Raw genomic sequence first — 19565 nt, forward strand, 5'->3', positions numbered from 1 at the left:
CGCCTTGTCCATCACGGGCCGAATGCCGCAATTCCGACTCCTTTCGGCGAATGGCGCATCCTTGACCGGTACGGATGGGTGGAGTGTCGCGTTATGAGCACTTCACTTCGATCCAGCAGGATGTGCGCCAATCGCGTGTTGTGTCGGAGAGAGGCATGAAGGATGAGTGCTGCATCGGTGTCACCTCACGGTTTCGTCGCCGTACGGGGCCGTGGCTACCGCGTGGAGGAGACCGACGCCTTTGTCACCTCCCTGTCCCAGGACCGCGACGACGCCTGGGAACGCGCGGCGCGCCTCACTGTCCTGGGGAAGGAGATGGAGGCGGAGGTGGCCGCTCTCCGCGAGGTGGTGTCCGCGCTCGCCCCGCAGACGTACGAGACCCTCGGCCGCCGTGCCCAGTACCTGTTCGCGCTGGCCGCCGAGGAGTCCGAGGAGGTGCGCACCTCCGCCCGGACGGAGTCCCAGGCTCTGGTGGACGCGGCCGAGGAGGCGGCTCGTCGGCTGCGTGAGGCGGCCCGTGAAGAGGCCGACGCGGTGCGGGCGGAGGCCGAGTCGGGCTCCCAGGAGGTCCTGCTCGCCGCGCAGGCCGCGGCGGACGGGATGCGCATCGAGGCCCGCCGCGAGGTGAAGGAGTGGCGCGGCCAGGCTGTGGGCGTCTGGAAGGAGATGCGCAGCCGGGGCGAGGGCATTCTGGCCGACCTGGAGAAGGGGCAGGCGGAGCGCTGGGAGGCGGCCGAGCGCGAGATCGGCGACCGCGAGGCGGAGTTGGACGCCCGGCACGCCGGACTCGCCGTCGCCGCGGAAGCCGCTCTCGCGGAGGCCAAGCGCACCTTCGCGGAGACGCAGGAGTGTGCCCGTCACGGCCTGGAGGATGCGCAGGCGCGGGCGGCGGAGCTGATCTCCGGGGCCCAGGTCCATGCGGAGCGGATCGGAAGGGACACCGAGCGGGTGCTGCGGGAGCACGAGGAGCTGCGCGAGGAGATGGACGCGCACATGGCGCACATCCGTAACAGCCTGACGGCTCTGACGGGGCGTGCGGCGGCGGAGGGCTGAGCCGGAGGGCGCTCGTCGCGGGGGCAGGGTGAGATGTGTCATCCATTGCCGTCGCATGGTCGTCACATGGGCAAATCTTGATCACCTTCTTCTAGGGTCGGAGTCTGTGCTGCGCGCGGACAACGGGGGATCGCATGGGCGACGGCAAGGGTGACGGCAAGGTCCTGGAGATCGACACGGCGGACATCAAAGCGACGGCGCCTGTCTTTCATACGCAGGGCCAGAATCTGAGCAAGGCGTTGACGACGCTGGTCACGACTCTGGACGGTCTCGGGGCGCCCTGGGGGGACGATGAGCAGGGCAAGGAGTTCCACCAGGCGTATCACCCCCAGCAGAAGGCGGTCGAGCGGGCCGCGGGCACCCTTGTGCTCGGTCTGGTGAGCATCCATGAGGCGATGGTGGACATGGCGGACGGGCATGTCGACAACGAGGCGCTGATCGCCGGGATGTTCACCAAGGTGAAGGCGGAGATCGATGGCGGCGACGGGGGCGCCCGGTGAGCATCGAGGACGAAGCCAAGGATCTTCTCCTCAAGCTGGGTATGTGGTGGCCGGACGCCAACTCCGGCACGTTGCGCAGCGCTGCCGACGCGTGGCGGGCGTTCGCCGATGCCGTCGACGATGTGCGTACTCCGGTCAACAATGCGGCGATGTCGCTCATCCACAACAACAAGGGTGAGGCGATCGGTGCGTTCAAGGTGTTCTGGGAACGGTATGCCAAGGGTGAGAGCGCGGGCTGGCTGAGCGATCTGGCCAAGGCTGCGCGCAAGATGGCGGAGGCGCTGGACACGTTCGCCGACGCCGTGGACGACGCCATCAGCAAGCTCTGGACGCAGATAGGCATCGACGCCGCGATCATCGCGGGCGGTATTGCGTTGGCGTTCTTCACCGCGGGCGCCGCGGCGGGTGCCGCTGCCGTGGCGACCGAGGCTCTCATCGAGTTCGGGGCCACGATGGGCATCGCCGTTTCCGCCACGGTCGCCGAGATCGCCGCGGGCGCCCTGGTCGCCGCGGCGTTCGGGGGTGTGGAGTCGGTGACCATCGACCTGGCTGTCGCGCAGCCGCTGAAGATCTCCACGGGGTTGCAGGACGGCTTCAGCCTGGACGAGGTCAATGCCGCGGCCAAGGACGGGATGCTGTTCGGTGGTGCGTTCGGCGCGGGCGGCGGGGTGCTGAAGGCCGGTGTCGAGGGGAGCTTGTTCGGCAAGTTCAACGAGGTGCCGCTGATGCTGCGCCCGCCGACTCTGCGGCCCGGTCTCGTCGAGTTGGGGCCGGCGGCACGGCGGGCGGAGAGGACTCCGTGCGTCGGGGAGCCGATCGACGTGGCCACCGGCGCCATGCTGATGACGCAGCGGGACCTCACGCTCCCGGCGTCGTTGCCGCTGGTCTTCGAGCGTACTCATCTGTCGACGTACCGGGCGGGGATGTGTTTCGGTCCCACGTGGGTCTCCACGCTGGACGAGTGCATTCAGCTCGACTCCGAGGGCGTGGTGTTCGCCGCCGCGGACGGTATGCGGCTGGTCTATCCGGTGCCGCGGGCGAGCGAGCCGGTCCTTCCCGTCAAGGGTGTCCGGTGGCCGCTGGAGTGGGACGGCAAGCCCGACGGCGTCATGACCATCACGGACCCCGCCTCCGGGGTCGTACGGAGCTTCAGCAGCCCGGTTCCCTCGGACACCCTCGGCACGGTCCACCTCCCCCTGGACAGCTGGCAGGACCGCAACGGCGCCCGCATCGATGTCGAGCGCACGGCCGACGGAATACCCACGGCGCTGCGTCACTCGGGTGGCTACTACCTGGCCGTCGACACCGAGGGGCCCCGTATCACCGCGCTGCGCCTGCTCGACGAGAGCCCCTCACGGTACGAGCCGGCGCAGTCCGATGGCCGCGGTACCGTCGTGATGCGCTACGGCTACGACGAGGCGGGCCATCTCGCCGAGGTCGTCAACTCCAGCGGCAGGCCTCTGCGTTTCACCCATGACGAGCTGGGCCGTGTCACCAGCTGGACGGACCGCAACGGCACGTGGTTCGCGTACGTCTACGACAGCCGTGGCCGGGTCGTGCGGACCGAGGGCAGTGACGGCTTCCTCTCAGGGGCTCTCGCCTACGACGACGCGTCGCGTACGACGACCTACACCGACTCGCTGGGCCATCGGTCGACGCACCGCTACAACTCCGAGGGCCAGGTCGTCGAGGAGACCGACCCACTCGGCCACACCACCCGTACCGAATGGAACCACCGGGGCGACAAGCCCGTCTCGGTCACCGATCCGCTGGGCCGTACGACACGCTACGACCATGACGAGGCGGGCAACCTCACCACGCTCACCCTGCCGGACGCGTCCTGTGCGCGGGCCGCGTACAACAGCCTCGGCCGGCTTACCGAGGTGGTGGAGCCGGGCGGGGCGACCTGGCGGCACACGTACGACGAACTCGGCAACCTGCTCACCACGGTCGATCCGCTCGGTGCCGAAAGCCGGTGCGCCTACGACGAGTCGGGGCATCTGTCGGCCCTCACGGATGCCCTCGGCCACACCCGCTCCGTCACATCGAACGCCGCCGGTCTGCCGGTGGCGCTGACCGACGAGCTGGGTCATGTGACGGCGGCACGCCGTGACAGCTTCGGCCGGGTCGTGGAGGTGACCGACCCGCTGGGCCACGTCACCCGCATGGGCTGGACCACCGAGGGCAAGCCGCAGTGGCGCGCGTATCCGGACGGCACCCGGGAGACGTGGACCTGGGACGGAGAGGGCAACCTCCTCACCCACACCGATCCCGCGGGCCAGATCACGCGATACACCGCAACGCACTTCGACGTTCCCGCCACGCGCACGGACCCGGACGGGACGACGTACGGCTTCGGCTACGACACCGAGCTGAGGCTGACCGGGGTCACCAATCCGCAGGGGCTGACGTGGTCGTACGCCTACGACGTGGCGGGGCGTCTCGTGACGGAGACGGACTTCAACGGCCGGACGCTGGCGTACGCGCACGATGCGGCGGGCGGCGTCGTGTCGCGTACCAACGGCGCGGGCGAGGCGCTCCACTACACGCGTGACGCGCTCGGCCGTGTGACCGAGCAGCGGACCGAGGAAGGTGACGTCACCACCTACGCCTACGGTCCGACGGGTCATCTGGTCCACGCCGCCCATGCGGACGCGGAGGTCGCTGTCGAGCGGGACGCTCTCGGCCGCACGCTCGCGGAGACCGTCAACGGCCGTACGACCAGCTATGCCCACGACGTCCTCGGTCGGCGGACCCGGCGGGTCACCCCGTCCGGACTGACCTCGCAGTGGAGCTACGATCCGGCGGGCCGCTCCACCGCACTCCGCTCCGAGGCCGGAGAGCTGGCCTTCACCTACGATGCCGCGGGCCGCGAGACGGAACGGCGCCTGGGCAGCGACGTCAGCCTCAGCCAGACGTGGGATGCGGCCGACCGCCTTGCCACACAGTCCCTGGTGGTCCGCTCGGAGGAAGCCGACCGGCTCCTCCAGCACCGTGCCTACGCCTGCCGGGAGGACGGCTACCTCACCGAGATCCGCGAGCTGACCTCGGGCACGCGCAGGTTCGAACTCGACAGCATGGGCCGCGTCACGGGTGTCCGGGCGCACGGCTGGACGGAGACCTACGCCTACGACGCGGCGGGCAATCTCGCCCACGCAACGGCCCCCGAGCACGAGTCCGCGGGCGACCGCGCATTCGAAGGCACCCTCATCCGTCGCGCGGGCCGCACGACGTACGAGCACGACGCGCAGGGCCGCCTCATCCGCAAGACCCGCAAACTCCTCAACGGGCAGCAGCGCGCCTGGACGTACACCTGGAACGCCGAGGACCGCCTGACCGGGACAGTCACCCCGGACGGCGAGCACTGGCGGTATATCTACGACCCGCTCGGCCGCCGCACGGCCAAGCTGCGTCTCGCCGACGACGGGTCGGTCGCCGAGCGCACGGACTTCGCCTGGGACGACACGCGCCTGGCGGAGCAGCGCGGACCCGACGGCAGGGTCACCACCTGGGACTACGCCCCGGGCACCCATCGCCCGCTCACCCAGACCGACCACAAGCCCCTGGTCCGGGAGCCGGGTGCATCGCTCCTCTCCAAGCTGGCGGAGGACACGTCGGGCGACTACGGCACCCGCTTCCACGCCGTCATCACGGACGCCGTCGGCACCCCGGCCGAACTGGTCTCACCCGACGGTGAACTGGCCTGGCAGCGCCGGACGACGCTGTGGGGCACGGGTTTGCCGGCGCCGACGGATTCCGTGTCGGTGGACTGCCCGCTCCGTTTCCCGGGCCAGTACGCAGACGCCGAAACGGGCCTGAACTACAACCACTTCCGCTACTACGACCCGGAAACCGCGCGCTACCTCAGCCCCGATCCGCTGGGTCTGGAGCCGGCCCCGAACCACCACGCCTACGTTGCGAACGCGCTGGGCTGGATCGATCCCCTCGGGCTTGCGGCACGAGGGCCGAAGGACCCGCTGGACCTTGGCCAGGGGTATCGAGGGCGATTGGACAAATGGCAGGAGGGGATGAAGGGTACGGACTTTGAGATCCACGTATACGACAAATCTGGCCGTGAGGTAGGTATTTTCGGCAGCGATGGCTGGTTCAACAAGCACGGTACGGCAGCAGCAGACGTCGAAGTGCCCCCAAGCGTCGAGAATGCGCTGAAGGGGAGAGCTGTCGACACCATGCGCCTGACCGGACGCATCGGTCCGAAGGGGACCGAGGACATCTCTGGAGACAAATGGCAGCGCCCTCGTCTCGCATCGGAAGGTTGCAAATGAAATTCGTGACAGCGGAATGGGATTCGGAGATGAGTGGGTTCAGCCTGGACCCGAGTCCCTATCTCGCCGAGCTCCCGCAACTGCGAGACGCGCTGCCGACAGGTGCCTGGGCCTTCGCCTCCGATGCGGAGCACTACAGAATGCGCAGCAGTCGGTGTGTGAAGGATCTCGAATTGGCCGGGATCTCCGTGCCGACGGACAAGAGCGGGGACCTTGTTCTTGAATTCGCCCCCAACCAGTGGAAGCACGAATCCGGCCTTCGGATCCGATACTTCGGAGTCTCCCACTTCTCGATCGACTACGACCAGACAATCGACTGGATGCAGGCCGATACGGTGCTGCTCGACGAAATCCTTCCGCGGGAGGACGGTTGTCTCCACGAAATCGCGCTGGCAGACTCTTCGATCACCGTTCATTGCCGGGATCTTGAAGCCGTGTGGGGGACCGCGTAACGAATGGGTACTGGATGTGCCCGCGGACGCGCCAGTTGCGCGCTGCCCGTGATGTCGCCGAGTCGCTCGGGAAGGTGTAACGGGAGCGAAATTCGAGACGCTGGCGGCGCGCTCTGGCATCTCGTCGTTCGGGATCGTCAATCGGAGTCGTCGAGGACCGGGAAGCGTCTCGGTGCCACGAACAGCAGGACCAGGAGCGACAGAGCCGCCGCCGCTGCCGCGCCCACGTAGACATAGTCGACCGCCGCGTCCACCGCGCGGCGCAGGTGGTCCGCCGCCGCGGCCGTCATCGACGCGGGGTCGGCCAGGGCGTGCGAGACCCTGTCCAGGTCGCCCGCGCTGCCCAGACGGGCCGCCAGGACCCCGTTGGCGACGGCGCCGAACAGGGCGGCACCGATGCTCTGGCCGACCTGGCGGCAGAAGAGTACGGACGCCGTTGTCGTGCCCCGTTCGGCCCAGCCCACGGTCGACTGGACGCCGACGATCAGTGGGAGCTGGAAGAGGCCCAGCGCGCCGCCGAGGAGCAGCATGAGGAGTGCGGGTTGCCAGGGGGCGCCCGGGTAGGGGAGCAGGGGGAACACCGCGAGGACCAAGCCCGCCAGGGAGATGCCGATGATGGCGGTCTGCCGGAAGCCGATGCGGGTGTAGAGGCGGTTCGACAGGGCCGCGCTGACCGGCCAGCTCAGCGTCATCACGGAGAGCACGAAGCCCGCCGCGATCGGGCCGAGGCCGAGGACGGACTGGGCGTACGTCGGCAGGAAGACGGTCGGGGCGACCATCAGCAGGCCCAGGGCGCCGAGCGCCAGGTTCACCGCCGCGATGGTGCGGCGGCGCCAGACCCAGCCGGGGATGACCGGTTCCGTGGCCCGCCGTTCGATGACGACGACGACGGCGACGAGGACCGCGGCGCCGCCGAGCAGGCCGAGCGAGGGTGCGGACAGCCAGGGCCAGGCGATGCCGCCCTGGACGAGCGCGGTCAGCAGAAGGGTGCCCGCGGCGAAGACGGCCAGCGCGCCGGGCCAGTCGATGCGGGGGCGGGCCGCGGGCCGCGTACGGGCCGGCTCGCGCAGATGGCGGACGACCAGCCAGAGCGCGACCGCGCCGACGGGCAGGTTGATCAGGAAGATCCAGCGCCAGTCGGCGTACGAGGCGAGCAGACCGCCGATCGCGGGCCCGGCGACCGCCGAGAGGGCCCACACGGTGGACAACCTGGCCTGGATCCTGGGGCGTTCCTTGAGGGGGTAGAGGTCGGCCGCGATGGTCTGCACCGTGCCCTGGAGGGCTCCGCCGCCCAGTCCCTGTACGACCCGGAAGGCGATCAGCGCGGCCATGTTCCAGGCGGCGGCGCACAGCAGGGAGCCGAGGAGGAACAGCAGGATGCCGCAGACCAGGACGGGCTTGCGGCCGAAGGTGTCGGAGAGCTTTCCGTACACGGGGAGTGTGACGGTGACGGCGAGCAGATAGCCGGAGAACAGCCAGGAGAACACGGAGAATCCGCCGAGCTCGCCGACGATCTGCGGTACGGCCGTGGACACGACGGTGCCGTCGAGCGCGGCGAGCGCCATGCCGAGCATCAGCGCGGCGACGACGGGACCGCGTCTCGGCGGGGCACCGCCCGTGGGCTCGGTTGTCGCGGGTATGCCCTCGGTCCCGGCCTTACCGGTGCTGCCTGGGCTCCCGGCTTTCCCGGAGCCGCCCGTACTGCCGCCGCCGCTGCCCACCTCTAGATCCTTTCACTCTGCACGTATTTCCCGGGACACCTTCTCACTTGAGCCTCACGCAAGGGGAGGGTGCAGGCTCGGGCTGTGCCAGTCCACCCAGAGGTGTAGTCCCCCTAGGGGCTCTCGTTTGGATCTTGCCGGGCTCGCGTGCCCTGGTGTCGCGCCTCGCCGCGTTGTCGTCGGTCGGCATGGCTCCGCCATGCCTCCCTCCTCCGCCTTGCGATCCACGGCACCAGACCCCGCTCACCAATCCGGCCTGATCCAAACGAGAGCCCCTAGGGGCTGCTCCTTACTGAGAGCCGGGGGACGTTCGTCCCGGGGGACGAGGAGGAGCCGGTGGTCGACTCCTTAGCTTGGTCCTACGGCCGCAGTTGGTGCCCGCACCACCGGGAGGTGGGGAAAACCCCCGGTCGAAGACTGCACTGCGCACCAGCGCGCCGGACCGCTTGCCTCGACAGACTCGAAGCCGTACCCGAATCCTCATCCGGTTCGTGCACGGCGACACCCGAATATCACCGACTTAGGAGACATACCGTGACAACGGCTGTGACCACTCCCCAGCACGGGGCCACCGGAGGGCGTACGGCCGTCGCCGCGCGAGGGCGGCAGGTCGTCAAGGCGTACGGCTCCGGGGAGACCCGTGTCGTCGCCCTCGACCACGTCGATGTCGACATCGCCCGCGGCGGGTTCACCGCGATCATGGGCCCCTCCGGCTCCGGCAAATCGACCCTGATGCACTGCCTGGCCGGGCTCGACACCGTCACCTCCGGTGCGATCTACCTCGACGAGACCGAGATCACCAAGCTCAAGGACAAGAAGCTCACCCAACTGCGCCGGGACCGGATCGGTTTCATCTTCCAGGCCTTCAACCTGCTGCCGACGCTCAACGCCCTGGAGAACATCACGCTCCCCATGGACATCGCCGGCCGCAAGCCGGACGCCGGGTGGCTCAACCGCGTCGTCGAGACCATCGGCCTGTCCGACCGGCTGGGGCACCGGCCCACCCAGCTCTCCGGCGGCCAGCAGCAGCGTGTCGCGGTGGCCCGCGCGCTCGCCGCCCGCCCCGAGATCATCTTCGGTGACGAGCCGACCGGAAACCTCGACTCCCGCGCCGGCGCCGAGGTGCTCGGCTTCCTGCGCCGCTCGGTCGACGAGCTCGGGCAGACCATCGTGATGGTCACGCACGACCCCGTCGCCGCCTCCTACGCGGACCGGGTCCTCTACCTCGCCGACGGCCGGATCGTCGACGAGATGTTCCGGCCGACCGCCGACGCCGTACTGGACCGTATGAAGGACTTCGACGCGCGGGGGCGGACGTCGTGACCGTACTCAGGACCTCCCTGCGCAACTTCTTCGCGCACAAGGGGCGCATGGCGCTCTCGGCGGTGGCCGTGCTGCTGTCGGTGGCCTTCGTTTCGGGGACGCTCGTCTTCACCGACACGATGAATGCGACCTTCGACAAGCTCTTCGCGGCGACCGCCTCCGATGTCACCGTCAGCCCGAAAGGCGCCGACGACAACGACGGCCCCCGCACCGGGCGTCCCGAGTCGCTGTCCGCCTCGCTCGTCGAGAAGGTCGCAGGGGCCCAGGGCGTGAAGTCCGCCGAGGGCGGCGTCTCCTCGATGAGCGTGACCGTCGTCAACTCCGAGAACAAGAACATGGGTTCCAGCAACGGAGCCCCGACGATCGCCGGCAACTGGACCCGGAACGACCTCAAGGCCATGGAGATCACCTCCGGCCACGCCCCGCGCGGCCCCACCGAGGTCATGGTCGACGCCGACACCGCCGACAAGCACCATCTGAAGCTCGGCGACGCACTGCGGACCATCACCTTCAGCGGCGATGTCACCGCCAAGATCTCCGGCATCGCCTCCTTCAAGGTCACCAACCCCGGCGCGGCCGTCGTCTACTTCGACACCGCCACCGCACAGCGTGAACTGCTCGGCAAGGAAGGCCTGTTCACCCGGATCTCCGTCACCGCGGCGGACGGCGTCAGCGACGAGCAGCTGAAGGCGAACGTGGCCCGGACACTGGACGCGCCCCTCAAGCTCCAGACGGCCAAGGAATCCGCCGAGGCCGACCGCCAGGACGTCGGATCCTTCCTCGACGTGATGAAGTACGCGATGCTCGGCTTCGCCGGGATCGCCCTCCTCGTCGGCATCTTCCTGATCGTGAACACCTTCTCGATGCTGGTCGCCCAGCGCACCCGCGAAATCGGCCTCATGCGGGCCATCGGCTCCAGCCGCAAGCAGGTCAACCGTTCCGTCCTCGTCGAGGCGCTGCTCCTCGGCGTCGTCGGCTCCCTCGCGGGCGTCGCCGCCGGAGTGGGCCTGGCCGTCGGGCTGATGAAGCTCATGAGCTCCATGGGCATGGAGCTGTCCACCCAGGACCTGACGGTGAAGTGGACGACCCCGGTCGTCGGACTCGTCCTCGGCATCGTCGTCACCGTCGTCGCCGCCTACGTCCCGGCGCGCAGGGCCGGCAAGGTCTCCCCGATGGCTGCGCTGCGCGACGCCGGTACGCCGGCCGACGGCAATGCCGGCCGCCTACGGGCCGCGACAGGCCTGCTGCTCACCGGTGGCGGCGCCGCGGCGCTGCTGATGGCCACCCGGGCGGACAAGGCGGGCGAAGGCTCCATGATCCTCGGTCTGGGCGTGGTTCTCTCGCTCATCGGCTTCGTCGTCATCGGCCCGCTGCTGGCAGGTGTGGTGGTACGGGCGATCAGCGCGGTCGTCCTGCGGATGTTCGGCCCGGTCGGCCGGCTCGCGGAGCGCAACGCACTGCGCAACCCGCGCCGTACGGGAGCGACGGGCGCCGCCCTGATGATCGGCCTCGCGCTGGTGGCGTGCCTGTCGGTGGTCGGCTCGTCGATGGTGGCATCGGCCACGGACGAGCTCGACAGGTCGGTCGGCGCGGACTTCATCATCCAGTCCACCAACAACCAGGGGATCGTGCCGCAGGCGCAGCGGGCCATGACGAGGACCGCCCACATCGCTCATGTCACCCAGTACAAGGAGGTCATGGCCAAGCTGACCTCCCCGGACGGCAGGACCGAGGACGAGGGAGTGATCGCCGCCGATCCGAGTTACGCGCAGGATCTGCGCCGTGAGACCGTCTCGGGCGAACTCTCCGCGGCGTACGGGAAGAACGCGATGTCGGTGGGCGACGGCTACGCCAAGGAGCACGGCATCAAGGTCGGCGACACGATCAAGGTCGCCTTCAAGAACGGCCGGACGGCCGAGCTGAGGATCGCGGCCATCACGTCCGACGACACGAACGTCGACAAGGGCGCGATGTACACGAACATCACGACCGCGGCGCAGTACGTCCCGGCCGCCAAGATGCCGCCGAACGTGCTCATGTTCGCGACGGCGCAGGACGGCAGGGAGACGGAGGCGTACACCGCGCTGAAGGCGTCCCTCGCCCAGTACCCGCAGTACAAGGTGCAGAACCAGACCGACTTCAAGCAGGACCTGAAGGACCAGGTCGGCCAGCTGCTGAACATCGTCTACGGTCTGCTGGCACTCGCGATCATCGTCGCGGTGCTGGGCGTGGTGAACACCCTCGCCCTGTCGGTGGTCGAGCGCACCCGGGAGATCGGCCTGATGCGCGCCATCGGCCTCTCGCGCCGCCAGTTGCGGCGCATGATCCGCCTTGAATCGGTGGTCATCGCCCTCTTCGGCGCCCTTCTGGGGCTGGGGCTCGGGATGGGCTGGGGCACCGCGGCCCAGAAGCTGCTCGCGCTCGAAGGTCTCGGCATCCTGGAGATCCCCTGGCCGACGATCATCACGGTGTTCGTGAGCTCGGCCTTCGTGGGACTGTTCGCGGCTCTGGTCCCGGCGTTCCGGGCGGGCCGGATGAACGTACTGAACGCCATCGCCTCCGAATAGGCGGGGGCGGGACGGCGGAGAGTTGCCAGAACGTACCTTCAGGCGGTCAGGGATCACCGATACCTCGGCGGCTGATCACTCCGGCCCCGGTTCGCCTTCGCGGCGTACCGGGGCCGGTCCCCGTTCTGCCCGCGCCGGCTCCCGTCGCAGCAGTACGTAACCCCCCGCCGCCGCCTCGAAGACGTACCGCGCCTCGGGGTGCAGGTGGTGGGCGTACGCCCGGGGGTTCGGGAAGTCGCCGCCGGTGCTGTCGAGCGCGATGTAGTCCGGCCTCTCGCCCTTCGCCGAACCGGCCCAGAAGACCCGGCACCGGCCGGTGAGCCGGCTGATCGGCCCGACGTTCGCCTCGACGGTGGCCCCGTCCGGGATCCGGCTCAACAGTTCCTCCCGGGCGGCGACTTGGGGTCCCTTGCGGTACGCGGCCGGGTCGGAGAGCGCCGCGAGGGGGAGTGCGGTGCTCAGCGCGAGCGCGGCGGCGGCCGTACAGGCGGGCAGGTGGGCCGCGTACGCACGCAGCCAGGGCCGCGGGCTGCGGCGGGTTGTACCGACGGCGTCCGCAAAGGCGAGCGCGAGAGGCGGCATCAGCACCGCGCTGTAGTGCCAGTCCGTCGACCAGTAGTGGGGCTCGGCGGAGAGAAAGCGCCAGCCGAGGGTGGGCAGCGTGGCGAGCAGCAGGGGGGAGCGGACGGCCAGCAGACCGGTGGTCGGCAGCAACAGCCAGGCGACGGTGCGGAGTTTGACGCCGACGGCGGTGGTGAGCGGGCTGTCGCCGCCGACCTTGTCCCAGTAGTCGTACGCCCCCGTGGTGTTGAACGCCGGTATGACGAGAGTGAACGTGGCCAGGGCCGCGGCGATCCCGAAGGCGGCGACGGCGAGCGCGCAGGGGACGGCGCGCGGTGCGGTACGGCGGGCGCGCAGCGCGACGACGACCGCGAGGGCGGCCGTCGTGATGCCCAGGTCCTCCTTGACCACGACCAGCGGCAACGCCCACAGCAGCGCGGCACGGTGCCGCCCGCGCAGGACCGCCTCCAGCGAGAACGCGATCAGCGGCACGGCGAAGCAGATCTCGTGAAAGTCGAAGTCGACGGCCCGCTGGATCCCCCAGGACAGCCCGTACGCGACCCCGGTCGCGATCCCCGCCCCGCGCCCGAGAAGCCGGACGGCGGCACGGGTGACGGGGATCGCGGACAGCGCGAACAGGGCGGACTGGGCGACGAGCAGGGTGAGGGGGGAGGGGAAGACCCGGTAGGCCGGAGCGAGCAGGGCGGTGACGGGGCTGAAGTGATCCCCGAGTATCAGCGCGCCGGGTCCTTTGAGATCGGTGACGGGGGCGTGGAGGTGCGCATAGGCACGGACGGCCTGCTCGAAGATCCCGAGGTCCCAGGAGCGGGTCTCCATGCGCCGGAAGCGGAGCACGGAGACGGTGGCGTAGGCGAGGAAGAGGACACCGGCGAGGAGAAGGGGATACGGATCGCGACGCTCCGGCGCCGGTACGCGCGGCGGCAGCTCGGTCGTGGTCCGGGCGGGGGGCGGCACGAGGAGAGCTCCGGGCACGGCGGGTGACCTTCGGTCGGCGGCGGGTTGAGGGGGTGGGGGGCGCTCGCGCGTGGGGGTGGGTGCGAGGCGGCCGTGGAGTGGTCACCCTGGGCCAGGGGGCGTCGGCGGTCACTCCCGGTGGTGGCTTCACGGGCGTCCGCACCCGGGGCCGTAAACGCCGGGGAGGGTCCGTGCCGGGTCGGCTCCTGCGGCGGCACCGTTCCCGTGCTGCCGCCGGGGTGTTGGGGCGCCGGGCGGACGTCTCGGAGTCGGCGGGAGCCCCCCGGGTCCTCCCCTCCGCGGTGAAGCCGCCGGAGCTCGGGGCGTGGGGGCGTCAACCCCCGCCACAACCTCCCCCCGCCAGGGGCCCGTTGGCGCGGCTCCTGGTTCCGGAAAGGGGCGGGGTGGGGCACAACCCGCCCGCCCTCACGGCGACGGCGCATCCGACGAGCCCGTCACCAGCGGCGTCGGCGACACTGTCGAAGGCGTCACCGTCGGCAGCAGCCCCGGCCCCGACGGAGTACCCGCCTGCACCCCCGTCGGAGGCTCCGACGGCGGCTCCCTCGGCGGCTCCTTCGACGACCCGCCCGGCAGCCCCTCCGGCGGCCCGGACGACGAGGCCGACGGCCGCCCCGACGGCGAGGCCGGCGGAGGCAGGGACGGAGTGACCGGCGGCTCCGAGGGCGGCTGAGTCGACGGCCCGTCCTCCGGCGACCGCATCGTCGAGGGCACCGGTGACATCGGCGTCACCGGCCCCGTCGGACGGGGCGACCCCAGCCTCACCACCGCCACCGCCCCCGTCGCCGCCACCGCGCACACCAGCGACGCCGCCAGCACCGCGACCCTGCGCCGTCTGCGCAGCCCCCTCGCCGCCACTTTGGCCATCGGCTCGGGAGCGACGAGCCCCGCGCCGTCCGCCGCGGCCCGCTTGAGCGCGGCGGCCAGGGCCTCGTCGCCCCGTTCGGGAAACTCAGACACCGTGCTCCTCCTCCTCGGAGATCAGGTGGGGCCGCAGCGCGGCTCTGGCGCGGGACAGATGGGTTTTGACCGTGCCTGCCGAGATCCCGGTTTCCGCTGCCACCTGGTCGACGGTGAGATCGCACACGTAGTGCAGGACGGCCACCCGCCGCTGCCGGTCGGAGAGCTGTCGCAGGGCTGTGACCATCGCGACCGTGCCCGGCTCCGGTGCGGGAGCCGCGTCCGGCAGCCCGCCCTCGCGCAGCCGCCAGGCCTCAGCGGCCCGGCCGCGGCGCCGCCGGCGGCTGATCGCGAGGCGCCAGGCCACGGTCCGTATCCAGGCCTCGGGACCGGCGTCGCGCTCCAGACGGCCGCGCCGGGCCCAGCCCCGTACGAATGCCTCCTGGACCACGTCCTGGGCCTCATGAAGATCGCCCGTCATCAGGTACACCTGTCCGACCAGCTTGTTCACGGAGCGCGCGTAGAACTCCTCGAACTCCTCCTCGGTCAATGCGGCTCCCGGTGCGTGGACAGATCTCACTGCCTATACGCGCCGGGCGGTCCGTTCGGTTGACAGGGCGGCGCACATCACGTGGGGAGGATTCCGGACGCGGCTGTCACAGGCGCGTCGTACGCTGGAGACCCCCGGCCCGTTCGACGTGTCGGGCGGTTCGCGTTGCCCACCCCCGCCAGACCCCGCCCCGGATGGAACTTCATGAGCCTGCACGGTCTGCTCGATGCCGTCGTACGTGACCCCGCGCTCGCGGAAGCGGTGAAGGCTGCGGGTGACGGCCACCGTATGCACGTCGACCTGGTCGGCCCGCCCGCCGCGCGTCCCTTCGCGGTGGCCGCGCTGGCGCGGCAGGCCGGGCGCCCGGTGCTGGCCGTGACCGCGACCGGGCGGGAGGCCGAGGATCTGGCGGCGGCGCTGCGCTCGCTGCTGCCCGAGGAGGGGATCGCCGAGTACCCCTCCTGGGAGACCCTGCCGCACGAGCGGCTCTCGCCCCGTTCCGACACGGTGGGGCGCAGGCTCGCGGTGCTGCGCAGGCTGTCCCACCCGTCGAAGGACGACCCGAGCGCGGGCCCGGTCTCCGTCGTGGTCGCACCGATCCGTTCCGTGCTGCAGCCGCAGGTCAAGGGGCTCGGCGAGCTGGAACCGGTGGCGCTGCGCACCGGGCAGCAGGCCGATCTGAACGAGATCGTGGACGGGCTGGCGGCCGCGGCGTACTCCCGGGTCGAACTGGTCGAGAAGCGCGGCGAGTTCGCGGTCCGCGGCGGCATCCTCGATGTCTTCCCGCCGACCGAGGAGCACCCCCTTCGGGTGGAGTTCTGGGGCGACGACGTCGAGGAGATCCGGTACTTCAAGGTCGCCGACCAGCGCTCGCTGGAGGTGGCCGAACACGGTCTGTGGGCGCCGCCGTGCCGGGAGCTGCTGCTCACCGAGGACGTGCGCCGAAGGGCCGCGGCGCTCGCCGAGAAGCACCCGGAGCTGGGTGAGCTGCTCGGCAAGATCGCCGAGGGGATCGCGGTCGAGGGCATGGAGTCCCTGGCGCCGGTCCTCGTCGACGACATGGAGCTGCTGCTCGACGTGCTGCCCCAGGGTTCCATGGCGGTGGTGTGCGACCCGGAGCGGGTGCGCACGAGGGCCGCGGACCTGGTGGCGACGAGCCAGGAGTTCCTGCAGGCGTCGTGGGCGGCGACCGCGGGCGGCGGAAACGCCCCGATCGATGTCGGCGCGGCCTCGCTGCGGGGCATCGCGGACGTACGGGACCGGGCGCGCGAGCTCGGCATGATGTGGTGGTCCGTCTCCCCCTTCGCCGCCGACGAGGAGCTGGCGGACGACACGGTCAAGCTCGGCATGCACGCCCCGGAGAGCTATCGCGGCGACACCGCGCGGGCGCTCGCCGACACCAAGGGCTGGCTGGCGGACGGCTGGCGCACGGTGTTCGTCACCGAGGCGCACGGCCCCGCGGCCCGTACGGTCGAGGTGCTCGGCGGCGAGGGCATCCCGGCCCGGCTCAACCCCGGTCTCGCCGAGATCACCCCGTCCGTCGTCCATGTGGTGCGCGGCTCCATCGACTTCGGCTTCATCGACCCCGGTCTGAAGCTCGCGGTGCTGACCGAGACCGATCTCTCGGGCCAGAAGGCGGCCGGCAAGGACGGCCGGCGGATGCCGGCCAAGCGCCGCAAGACGATCGACCCGCTCACGCTGGAGGCGGGCGACTACATCGTCCACGAGCAGCACGGCGTGGGCCGCTACATCGAGATGGTGCAGCGCACGGTGCAGGGCGCGACCCGTGAGTATCTGCTCGTGGAGTACGCGCCGGCCAAGCGCGGCCAGCCCGGCGACCGGCTGTACATCCCCACCGACCAGCTGGAGCAGGTCACCAAGTACGTCGGCGGCGAGGCCCCGACGCTGCATCGCCTCGGCGGCGCGGACTGGACGAAGACGAAGGCGCGGGCGAAGAAGGCGGTCAAGGAGATCGCCGCGGACCTGATCAAGCTGTACAGCGCCCGCATGGCGGCGCCCGGCCACGCCTTCGGCGCGGACACGCCCTGGCAGCGTGAGCTGGAGGACGCCTTCCCGTACGTGGAGACCCCCGACCAGCTGTCCACGATCGCCGAGGTCAAGGAGGACATGGAGAAGACGGTCCCGATGGACCGCCTCATCTGCGGCGACGTGGGCTACGGCAAGACGGAGATCGCGGTGCGGGCCGCGTTCAAGGCCGTCCAGGACGGCAAGCAGGTCGCGGTCCTCGTTCCGACGACGCTGCTCGTGCAGCAGCACTTCGGCACCTTCTCCGAGCGGTACTCCCAGTTCCCGGTGAGCGTGCGGGCGTTGTCCCGTTTCCAGTCCGACACGGAGGCGAAGGCGACGCTGGAGGGGCTGCGGGACGGCGCGGTGGACATCGTCATCGGCACCCACCGGTTGTTCTCGTCCGAGACCAGGTTCAAGGATCTCGGGCTGGTGATCGTCGACGAGGAGCAGCGGTTCGGTGTCGAGCACAAGGAGCAGCTGAAGAAGCTCCGCGCCAATGTGGATGTGCTGACGATGTCGGCCACCCCCATTCCCCGTACGCTCGAAATGGCGGTCACGGGCATCCGCGAGATGTCGACGATCACCACCCCGCCGGAGGAGCGGCACCCGGTGCTGACCTTCGTCGGTCCGTACGAGGAGAAGCAGATCGGCGCGGCTCTCCGCCGTGAACTGCTGCGCGAGGGCCAGGTCTTCTACATCCACAACCGGGTCGAGTCCATCGACCGGGCGGCGGCGCGGCTGCGGGACATCGTCCCCGAGGCGCGAATCGCCACGGCCCACGGTCAGATGTCGGAGTCGTCGCTGGAGCAGGTCGTGGTCGACTTCTGGGAGAAGAAGTTCGATGTACTCGTCTCCACGACGATCGTGGAGTCGGGCATCGACATCTCCAACGCGAACACCCTGATCGTGGAGCGCGGCGACAACTTCGGACTGTCGCAGCTGCATCAGCTGCGCGGCCGGGTGGGCCGTGGCCGCGAGCGCGGTTACGCCTACTTCCTCTACCCGCCCGAGAAGCCGCTCACCGAGACCGCCCACGAGCGCCTCGCCACGATCGCGCAGCACACCGAGATGGGCGCGGGCATGTACGTCGCCATGAAGGACCTGGAGATCCGCGGCGCGGGCAACCTCCTCGGCGGCGAGCAGTCCGGCCATATCGCCGGAGTCGGATTCGACCTGTACGTACGCATGGTGGGCGAGGCGGTCGCCGACTACCGCGCCTCGCTCGAAGGCGGTGTGGAGGAGGAGCCCCCGCTTGAGGTCAAGATCGAGCTCCCGGTCGACGCGCATGTCCCGCACGACTACGCCCCGGGCGAGCGGCTGCGTCTCCAGGCGTACCGCGCCATCGCCTCGGCGAACACCGAGAAGGACATCCTGGCGGTCCGCGAGGAACTCACCGACCGCTACGGCAAGCTCCCCGAGCAGGTCGAGAACCTCCTGCTGGTGGCGGGCCTGCGGATGCTGGCGCGCGCCTGCGGGGTGGGCGAGATCGTGCTCCAGGGCCCGAACATCCGCTTCGCGCCGGTGGAGCTGCGGGAGTCGCAGGAGCTGCGTCTGAAGCGGCTGTACCCGCGCACGGTCATCAAGCCGGCGATCCACCAGATCCTGGTGCCGCGCCCGACGGCGGGCAAGATCGGCGGGAAGCCGGTCGTGGGCCGTGAACTACTGGCGTGGACGGGGGAGTTCCTCACGACGATCCTGGGGTCCTGACCTCGGGTCCGGTCAGTCCGACGCGGCCCTGAAGGTCAGACCGGTCAGAGCGCGGAAGGCGTCCTCCCGGGGCACTGCTCTGCATCGGGCTTCACCACCGGACTGAAGCCCGATGCACCGCGATGAGCCCAGATAGCCTACGCAGGTGAACAGACTCGGGGCCCCCATATCGCGCACGCTCACCGGCGGCCTCACCGCCCTGGCCACCGCCGCACTCCTCACCTCCTGCGACGGAACCGGGCTGCCCGGTGACCCCGAACGCACCGCCTCCCAGACCGCGTCCGCCACCGGAACGAGCCCGCTGGCCAACCCGGAAGGGACCAGGCCCGGCCTGGCCCCGATCGCCTCCGAGCAGGACCGGGCCGCCGCCCGCCGGCTGATCGAGAAGGTGGCCACCAAGGGCCGCGGCCCCAAGACGGGTTACTCCCGCGACCGCTTCGGCCACGCCTGGATGGACACGGCCGACGGCGTCCCGCTCGCCCGGAATGGATGTGACACCAGAAACGATCTGCTCACCCGTGATGGCAGCGATCTGCGCTACCGCTCCGGCTCGGACTGCGTCGTCATCGCGATGACGCTCAACGACCCGTACACCGGCACGGTCATCGACTGGAAGAAGCAGGCGGCCTCCGAGGTCCAGATCGACCATGTCGTACCGCTCTCGTACGGCTGGCAGATGGGCGCGGCCCGCTGGGACACGGCGAAGCGTCAGCGGCTGGCGAACGACCCGCTGAACCTGCTGCCCGTCCAGGGCCGGGCCAACAGCTCCAAGAGCGACTCGGGCCCCGCGTCCTGGCTGCCGCCGAGCAAGCCCATCCGCTGCTCCTATGCGGTGCGGGTGGCCCAGGTGGCGGTCAAGTACGCGCTGCCCGTGACCACCGCGGACAAGGAGACGATGCTCGCGCAGTGCGGCGGCTGAGCGCC

12 protein-coding genes are annotated in these 19565 nt (G+C 70.3%); 9 read left to right on the plus strand and 3 right to left on the minus strand.

What is annotated here, in order from left to right; all coding sequences use genetic code 11:
* Positions 1-162 precede the first annotated feature (162 nt).
* The 4 genes from OG293_RS21300 (at position 163) to OG293_RS21315 (ending at position 6291) form a co-directional block, all read left to right on the plus strand.
* Positions 163-1053 carry a cellulose-binding protein gene (locus OG293_RS21300; RefSeq protein ID WP_406000372.1) on the plus strand — a complete coding sequence of 297 codons (891 nt, stop codon included), beginning with the start codon at positions 163-165 and terminating at the stop codon, positions 1051-1053.
* 134 nt (positions 1054-1187) lie between these two features.
* On the plus strand, positions 1188-1553 hold the full coding sequence (locus tag OG293_RS21305) for a hypothetical protein (RefSeq protein WP_406000373.1): 366 nt from the start codon (positions 1188-1190) through the stop codon (positions 1551-1553).
* Between the two features lie 41 nt (positions 1554-1594).
* Positions 1595-5839, plus strand: a complete 4245-nt coding sequence (locus OG293_RS21310; RefSeq protein ID WP_406003665.1) for a DUF6531 domain-containing protein — start codon at positions 1595-1597, stop codon at positions 5837-5839.
* Positions 5836-6291 carry a hypothetical protein gene (locus OG293_RS21315; protein ID WP_406000374.1) on the plus strand — a complete coding sequence of 152 codons (456 nt, stop codon included), beginning with the start codon at positions 5836-5838 and terminating at the stop codon, positions 6289-6291. Before OG293_RS21310 ends, OG293_RS21315 begins: the two co-directional genes overlap by 4 nt.
* A gap of 137 nt (positions 6292-6428) precedes the next feature.
* Here the strand turns inward: OG293_RS21315 and OG293_RS21320 are convergent, their stop codons facing one another.
* Positions 6429-8012 (minus strand): MFS transporter, encoded by a 1584-nt coding sequence (locus OG293_RS21320; RefSeq protein WP_406000375.1) that lies wholly within the window; start codon positions 8010-8012, stop codon positions 6429-6431.
* A 534-nt stretch (positions 8013-8546) separates the two neighbouring features.
* On the opposite strand from OG293_RS21320, the gene OG293_RS21325 reads away from it, so the two are divergent.
* Positions 8547-9335, plus strand: a complete 789-nt coding sequence (locus tag OG293_RS21325; RefSeq protein WP_406000376.1) for an ABC transporter ATP-binding protein — start codon at positions 8547-8549, stop codon at positions 9333-9335.
* Positions 9332-11902 carry an ABC transporter permease gene (locus OG293_RS21330; protein ID WP_406000377.1) on the plus strand — a complete coding sequence of 857 codons (2571 nt, stop codon included), beginning with the start codon at positions 9332-9334 and terminating at the stop codon, positions 11900-11902. The genes OG293_RS21325 and OG293_RS21330 overlap by 4 nt, the downstream gene beginning before the upstream one ends.
* A gap of 75 nt (positions 11903-11977) precedes the next feature.
* Here the strand turns inward: OG293_RS21330 and OG293_RS21335 are convergent, their stop codons facing one another.
* Entirely contained in the window at positions 11978-13456 is a 1479-nt protein-coding gene (locus tag OG293_RS21335) for a DUF2079 domain-containing protein (RefSeq protein WP_406000378.1), read from the minus strand.
* A 307-nt stretch (positions 13457-13763) separates the two neighbouring features.
* Here OG293_RS21335 and OG293_RS21340 point away from each other — a divergent pair, with 307 nt between their 5' ends.
* Positions 13764-14129, plus strand: a complete 366-nt coding sequence (locus OG293_RS21340; RefSeq protein WP_406000379.1) for a hypothetical protein — start codon at positions 13764-13766, stop codon at positions 14127-14129.
* 279 nt (positions 14130-14408) lie between these two features.
* Here OG293_RS21340 and OG293_RS21345 read toward each other — a convergent pair whose 3' ends face one another.
* Positions 14409-14906 carry a SigE family RNA polymerase sigma factor gene (locus tag OG293_RS21345; protein ID WP_406000380.1) on the minus strand — a complete coding sequence of 166 codons (498 nt, stop codon included), beginning with the start codon at positions 14904-14906 and terminating at the stop codon, positions 14409-14411.
* Between the two features lie 204 nt (positions 14907-15110).
* Between OG293_RS21345 and mfd the strand changes: the two genes are divergently transcribed.
* Positions 15111-18641, plus strand: coding sequence for a transcription-repair coupling factor (gene mfd / locus OG293_RS21350; protein WP_406000381.1), 3531 nt, complete (start codon positions 15111-15113; stop codon positions 18639-18641).
* Between the two features lie 145 nt (positions 18642-18786).
* A complete protein-coding gene (locus OG293_RS21355; RefSeq protein WP_406000382.1) occupies positions 18787-19560 on the plus strand; it encodes an HNH endonuclease family protein in 774 nt (257 codons plus the stop codon).
* The last annotated feature ends 5 nt before the right edge of the window (positions 19561-19565 follow it).

This window comes from Streptomyces sp. NBC_00829 (genome assembly GCF_045161795.1).
In the GTDB taxonomy this organism is placed as follows: Bacteria; Actinomycetota; Actinomycetes; order Streptomycetales; family Streptomycetaceae; genus Streptomyces.